The sequence below is a fragment of the Actinomadura geliboluensis genome (assembly GCF_005889745.1).
In the GTDB taxonomy this organism is placed as follows: Bacteria; Actinomycetota; Actinomycetes; order Streptosporangiales; family Streptosporangiaceae; genus Spirillospora; species Spirillospora geliboluensis.
This window is the reverse complement of sequence record NZ_VCKZ01000473.1, coordinates 1-6,611: the sequence shown is the minus strand read 5'-3', so window position 1 is coordinate 6,611 and position 6,611 is coordinate 1. Positions and strand designations below refer to the sequence as shown.

Below are 6,611 nucleotides of genomic sequence, written 5' to 3'. Positions count from 1 at the left end.
GGGTCAGCCCTGGTGCACCCCGCCGCCGAGGTTCATCACGATGACCCCGATCACGATGATGACCGCGCCGGCGATCGTGAGCGGCTTGAGCTGCTCGCCGAACAGCAGCACGCCGCCCGCGAACGCGCCGATCGTGCCGAGCGCGGACCAGATCGCGTAGACCGGGCCCACGTTCAGCGACGTCAGCGCCTTGGCCATGAAGACGAACGAGACCAGGTACCCGGCCACGACGATCAGCGACGGCCACAGCCGGGTGAACCCCTCCGAGGCCCGCATCGCCAGCGTCGCCGTCACCTCGAAGGCGATCGCGAACGCCAGCAGCACGAACGGCATCAGCCGGCTCCGCCGTGCTCGGCGGCGACGGCCTCGAACACCTTCATGTCGGCGTCGAACTGCGTGCCGGGGCGCGGCCAGTGCAGCGCGATCTCGGTGATGCCCAGCTCGGCGTAGCGGCCCGCGAGGTCGGCGAACGCGCCGGGCGAGGCCAGCCACGGCTCCCCGGTGAACCCCGTCATCAGGACGAGGTCGTCGAGCTTTCGGCCCTCCTCGTCGCAGGCGGCCTTCAGCGCGGCGAGCCGGGACCGGACGACCTCCTGCGGCTCCCTGCCCTCGGCGTGGCCGCTGGTCACCCAGCCGGTGCCGTGCCGGGCGGCGACCCGCATCCCGCGCGGCCCGTTCCCCGCGATGAGGAACGGCACCCGGGGGCGCTGGACGCAGCCGGGCTCCTCGACGACCTCCCGCGCGCTGTAGTACGTCCCCTCGAAGGTCGTCCGCGGCCCGGTCAGCAGCCGGTCGAGCAGCTCCACCCATTCGGCGAACCGGGACGCCCGCTCGTCCGGGGACCACTCCGGCCCGCCGAGGACGCCGGCGTCGCTGGTGCGGTGCGTCCCGCCGGACCCGATCCCGACGGTCAGCCGGCCCCCGCTCACATGGTCGATCGTCTTGATCGCGTGCGCGGTGGGGACGGGGTGCCGGAAGTTCGGCGACGTCACCAGCGTGCCGATCCGGATCCGGGAGGTGACCGCGGCGGCCGCGGCCAGCGTCGTGTACGCGTCGTACCAGGGCGTCGCGCCCCGCCAGGCCAGGTGGTCGTACACCCAGGCGTGCCGGAACCCGAGGTCCTCGGCGCGCCGCCACGGCTCCCCCGCCTCCGGCCACGACCGCATGGGCCACAGCACGGCGCCGATCTTCGGTGCGTTCACCCGTGTCTCCGTTCTCCTCGCTCCATCATGATCGGGCATCGGCGAGCCAGCGGTGCAGGGCCCACCACCGGTTCGCGGTCCGCGCCACCGCCGCGCCGCCCGCCGGGTCGAGCAGCGGCCGCCCGGTCAGCTGCTGGAATCGGCGGATCCGGTACTTCACCGTATTGCCGTGGACGTGCAGCACCGCCGCCGTCGGGCCGATCCGGCCGCCGTGGTCGAGGTAGGCCAGCGCCGTCTCGGCCAGCTCCCGGTGGAACGGGTCGTCCGGGTCCAGCCCGGACAGCAGCGCGGCGGCGAGCAGCCCGCCGAGCTCCGGCTCGGCCGCGGTGACGGTGAGCAGCGCCAGGTCGGCCAGCTCCCGCCTCCCGGTGAGGCCCGCGGCGGCGCCCGCCCGCAGCGCGCGGCGCCCGAGCCGGTACATCGGCGCGACCCCGGCGGGCCGGGCGGGCGGCGCGGCCACCAGCAGCGGGCCGGACGGCACCGGGTCCGGCAGGCGCGGGACGAGGGCGGCGAACCGGCCGTCCACGAGCCCGCACAGGCCGGGCGCCGCGGCGGTCAGCTCCTCCTCCAGCCGCGCCGCCACCTCGGGGTCGCTCACGTCCGACACCACGCAGTGGTACGCGGCGGCCGGGTCGAGCGGCGCGCGGACCGCGACCGCCTCCCCGTGCAGCAGCCGCCGGAGCAGCTGGCCGCGGGTCTCCCGCGCGGTGCGGGCCAGCTCCAGCTCGGCGACCCGGTGCGCCTGCACCATCCGGTGGACGAGCGCCGTGGTGATCTCGTCGATGCGGGTCACCCCGTCCAGCAGTTCGGCGTCGGGGACGCCCAGCCGGCGGCCGCCGGCGACGACCGTCCGGACGAGGTGGGCGCGGCCCGCCTGGAAGCCGTCCAGGAACGCCTCGACCGGCACCCCCTGCCGGGCCCGGTCCGAGCCGAGCCGCGCCGCCGCCGCGAGCACCTCCTCGCTCGGGCCGCCGCCGCGCAGCGCGGACACGACGCCGCGCACGAGCGCGCGGGTGTGCCGCCGGGTCTCCTCCTCGGGCAGCGCCGCCACCAGCTCCGACCGGCCGCGGGCGGCGCGCACCGTCGCCTCCAGCAGCGCCGGGTCGTCGCCGTGCTCGATCAGCAACCGGAGGAACCGGTCGCCCGCGCCGGGCTCCATCCCCCCATTCTGCGCCCCCGTTGTCCCGGCCGGACAACCGGCCCCGCGCGGCTTGGGCGCCGCCGGTCTAGCCGGGCCGCCGCCGCATGGTGTTCGGTGGGGGCAGGCTGAGGCGAGGAGGCCCCGATGTCCGACGAGGACGAGTTCCTGGAGAAGCTGCCGACCGACCTGATCTTCCGGCTGCCGCCCGCGTTCGACGACGTCGCGGACGAGCGCCGGCACCGCAAGGAGCGGCTGGCCGCCGCGCTGCGCATCTTCGGCAAGTTCGGGTTCGAGGAGGGCGTGGCCGGGCACATCACCGCCCGCGACCCCGAGCGCACCGACCACTTCTGGGTCAACCCGTTCGGCATGTCGTTCAAGCACATCAAGGTCAGCGACCTGATCCTGGTGAACCACGAGGGCAAGGTCGTCGAGGGCCGCTACCCGGTGAACGAGGCCGCGTTCGCGATCCACTCGCAGGTGCACCAGGCCCGCCCGGACGTGGTCGCCGCCGCGCACAGCCACTCCACCTACGGCCGCGCGATGTCGGCGCTCGGCCAGAAGCTGGAGCCGATCACGCAGGACGTGTGCGCGTTCTACCAGGACCACGGCCTGTTCGACGACTACACCGGCGTCGTCACCGACCTGGAGGAGGGCAAGCGCATCGCCGCCGCCCTCGGCGGCCACAAGGCCGTCATCCTGCGCAACCACGGGCTGCTCACCGTCGGCGACACCGTGGACGCCGCGGCCTGGTGGTTCATCACGATGGAGCGCTCCTGCCAGGTGCAGCTCCTCGCCAAGGCCGCCGGGCAGGTCGTCCCGATCGAGCACGACAACGCCGCCCTCACCCACGAGCAGATCGGCAACGACCTGGTCGGCTGGATCAACTACCAGCCGCTCTACGACCAGATCACCCGCGAGCAGCCCGACCTCTTCGAGTAGCCCGCGCCGCCCCGCCTACCCCGCGGAGCCCTCACCGGCCGCGCCGCCGGACCCGTCGCCGGAGTTCTCGGCGGCGGGCTCGGTGAGCGGGAGCAGGACCTGGAAGCGGGTGTCGCCCGGCAGGGAGGACGCCACCTTGATGTCGCCGCCGTGGCGGTCGGCGACGATCCGCCAGGAGATGTCGAGGCCGAGCCCGGTGCCCTGCCCGACCGGCTTGGTGGTGAAGAACGGCGTGAAGATCCGGTCGACGTCCTCGTCGGGGATGCCCGTCCCGGTGTCGCCGATCTCCACGAGCGCGTGGTCGTTCACGCGCGCCGTCCGGATGGTCAGCGTGCCGGCGCCCTGCATCGCGTAGAGCGCGTTGACGATCAGGTTCGTCCAGACCTGGTTCAGCTCCGCCGCGAACACCGGCACGGGCGGCAGCTCCGGGTCGTAGTCGAGCTTCACGGTCACGTCCGGGCCGATCTTGCGCTTCAGCATGGTCAGCGTGCTGTCCAGCAGCTCGCGCAGGTCGGCCCGGCCGTAGGGGGCGCGGTCGAGCTGGGAGTACTGGCGCGCCGAGTCCAGCAGCGCGGTGATGCGGCCCATCGCCTCGGAGATCTCCGTCTGGAGCTGCGTCACCTCCATCACCTCGGCGAGCCAGCGCATCGCCGCCGGCAGGTGCCCGCCGGCCGCCCGCTCGACCTCCTCCGCCTGCTCGGTCCCGACCCCGGCGGCGACCAGCCCCGGCGCGAGGTCCCAGGCGTCGGGGACGCCGTGCTCCTCCAGCCAGTCGCCCAGCTCGTCCTCGGCGTCGCTGACCTCCAGCGGGCTGCGCCGGCCGCCGGCCGGCGGCGCGGGCAGCGCCGGGCGCAGCGACACGAGGGCGCTCAGATGCGTGCAGTCGACGCCCTGCGCGGCGAGGTCGGCGAGGCCGCGCTGCGCGCCGAGCAGCCGCTCGCCGAGCTCCGCGCTGGCCCGCGCGGCGGCCGCGGCCGGGTTGTTCAGCTCATGGGTGAGCCCGGCCGTGATCGTGCCGAGCGCGGTGAGGCGCTCGCGCTGGTCGACGATCCGCCGCGCGTTGGTCATCCCGAAGAAGATGCCCTCCAGCAGGTGCGTGGCCATCGGGAACCACTTGCGGACGGCCTTGGCGAACTTCAGCGCGGGCAGCACGAACACCCGCGCCGGGCGCGTCGCCCGCAGCGAGTGCTGGTACCTCTGCTCGATCTTGTGCCCCAGGTACGCCTGCACGGCGCCGCCGTAGGTGCCGGGACGGTCGGTCCGGCTGACCTCGACGGCGTGCCCCCGCACGGTCTGGGTCATCGCCATCTCGCCGTCCAGCAGCACGTACAGGAACTCGGCGGGGTCTCCCTGCGCGCAGATGACGCCCTCGGCCGGGTACTCGGCGACCGTCCCGCACAGCGACAGCCAGCCGAGCTTCTCGTCGTCGAGGTCCTCGAAGAGGAACAGCCCCCGCAGCTCCTCCGGCGATGCCGTGCTCATGCCTGCTCCAAGTAGCGATGGACTAGCGCGACGGCCATGGCGCCGTCGCCTACGGCAGACGCGACGCGCTTCATCGACTCCGAGCGCACGTCGCCCGCGGCGAACACCCCGGGGACGCTCGTCTCCAGGTGGTAGGGCTGCCGGACGAGCGGCCACCCGGCGGGGCGGCGCCCGCCGGCGACCAGGTCGGGGCCCGTCAGCACGTACCCGCGCGCGTCGCGCTCGACGAACCCGTCCAGCCAGTCCGTGCCGGGCTCCGCGCCGATGAACACGAACAGCCAGTGCGCGTCGATGGTCTTCTTCCCGGCCGCCGACGCGAACGTGAGCCGCTCCAGCCGGTCGGCGCCCTCCGCCGCGCACACCGTCTTGCCCGTGTGCACCTCGATGTTCGGCGTCGCCGCGATCTGCTCGATCAGGTAGTGCGACATCGACTTCTCCAGGCCGTCGGCCCGGACGATGATGTGCACCTTCCTGGCGTACTTCGCCAGGTGCACCGCCGCCTGCCCGGCGGAGTTGGCGCCGCCGACGACGGCGACCTCCTCGTCCTCGCAGGACGGCGCCTCGGTGAGCGCGGCGCCGTAGAACACGCCCCGCCCGACGAAGTCCTCCACGCCCTCGGCGTTGAGGCGCCGGTAGGACACGCCGCTGGCGAGGATGACGGCGTGCGCGGCGATCTCCGTGCCGTCCGACAGCCGCACCACCCGCGCGGTGCCGCGCGACTCCAGTCCGACGACCTCGCCGGCCTGCAGCAGCTCGGCGCCGAACCGGTCGGCCTGCCGGCGGGCCCGGTCGGCGAGCTGCGCCCCGCTCACCCCGTCGGGGAAGCCCAGGTAGTTCTCGATGCGGGAGCTCTGCCCGGCCTGGCCGCCGAGGGCGCGGCGCTCCACCACGACCGTCCGCAGCCCCTCGGACGCGCCGTACACGGCCGCGCCGAGCCCGGACGGCCCGCCGCCCACCACGATCAGGTCGTAGAACCCGGTGGACGGCGTGCTCGGCACCCCGGCCGCGGCGGCCAGCTCGGCGTCCGACGGCGCCGACAGCGCCGTCCCGTCCGCGGTCACCACCAGCGGCAGCTCCGGCGACCCGGCGGCCGCGACCAGTTCGGCGCCCTCCGGGTCGGTGTCCATCACCCAGCTGTAGGGCACCTGGAGGCGGGCGAGGAGCTCGCGGACCTCGTAGCAGCGCGACGACCAGCGGTGCCCGACCACCCGCAGCTCGGCCGGCGGGCGGCGGTCGAGGCGGCCCCACGCGTCCAGCTGCTCGTCGATCACCGGGTAGAACTTCTCCTCCGGCGGGTTCCACGGCTTGAGCATGTAGTGGTCCAGGTCGACGTCGTTGATCGCGCGGATCGCCGCGTCGGTGTCGGCGTAGGCGGTCAGCAGGACGCGGCGCGCGTACGGGAACAGGTCCATCGCGCGCTCCAGGAACTCCACGCCGTCCATGCCGGGCATCCGGTAGTCGGCGAGGAGCACCGCCGTGTCGTCGCCGCGCAGCCGCAGCTCCGACAGCGCCTCCAGGGCCTGCGGCCCCGACTCCGCGCGGACGATCCGGTACGTCTCGGCGTACCTGCGGCGCAGGTCCCGCGCCACCGCCCGGGACACGCCCGGATCGTCGTCGACGGTCAGCAGCACTGGCTTGGGCAACGTGTCCCCCTCGATCCGGCACAACCCCGGACGAAAGCGTGGCCGCGGACGTCCGGCTCGACGAACAGGTCCTCCAGGTAGATGCCGTGCGTGCGCCCGCCCGAACCGCCGCACCCCGCCGAGCACCAGCAGCCGCGTCGTCGACATCATCTCCCCCTGATCGGCAAAACCCGTCCAGGGGAGACGTTCCTGGCTTGGCCCCGT

6 protein-coding genes are annotated in these 6,611 nt (G+C 74.2%); 1 reads left to right on the top strand and 5 read right to left on the bottom strand.

What is annotated here, in order from left to right:
* Positions 1–3 precede the first annotated feature (3 nt).
* Genes ETD96_RS38845 through ETD96_RS38835 form a run of 3 tightly spaced genes read right to left on the bottom strand, consistent with a single transcriptional unit; the run spans position 4 to position 2,361 of the window.
* Entirely contained in the window at positions 4–333 is a 330-nt protein-coding gene (locus ETD96_RS38845; protein WP_138641487.1) for a DMT family transporter, read from the bottom strand.
* Positions 333–1,202, bottom strand: coding sequence for an LLM class flavin-dependent oxidoreductase (locus tag ETD96_RS38840; RefSeq protein ID WP_138641486.1), 870 nt, complete (start codon positions 1,200–1,202; stop codon positions 333–335). Before ETD96_RS38840 ends, ETD96_RS38845 begins: the two co-directional genes overlap by 1 nt.
* A 25-nt stretch (positions 1,203–1,227) precedes the next feature.
* The gene (locus tag ETD96_RS38835; protein WP_138641485.1) at positions 1,228–2,361 is read right to left on the bottom strand and encodes a helix-turn-helix domain-containing protein; all 1,134 of its coding nucleotides are present in this window, start codon (positions 2,359–2,361) and stop codon (positions 1,228–1,230) included.
* 126 nt (positions 2,362–2,487) lie between these two features.
* Here ETD96_RS38835 and ETD96_RS38830 point away from each other — a divergent pair, with 126 nt between their 5' ends.
* Entirely contained in the window at positions 2,488–3,282 is a 795-nt protein-coding gene (locus ETD96_RS38830) for a class II aldolase/adducin family protein (protein ID WP_171069447.1), read from the top strand.
* A gap of 15 nt (positions 3,283–3,297) precedes the next feature.
* Here the strand turns inward: ETD96_RS38830 and ETD96_RS38825 are convergent, their stop codons facing one another.
* Both ETD96_RS38825 and ETD96_RS38820 read right to left on the bottom strand, forming a co-directional pair.
* Positions 3,298–4,764, bottom strand: coding sequence for an ATP-binding protein (locus ETD96_RS38825; RefSeq protein ID WP_138641484.1), 1,467 nt, complete (start codon positions 4,762–4,764; stop codon positions 3,298–3,300).
* Positions 4,761–6,407, bottom strand: coding sequence for an FAD-dependent oxidoreductase (locus tag ETD96_RS38820; protein WP_240808538.1), 1,647 nt, complete (start codon positions 6,405–6,407; stop codon positions 4,761–4,763). The genes ETD96_RS38825 and ETD96_RS38820 overlap by 4 nt, the downstream gene beginning before the upstream one ends.
* Between the last annotated feature and the right edge of the window lie 204 nt (positions 6,408–6,611).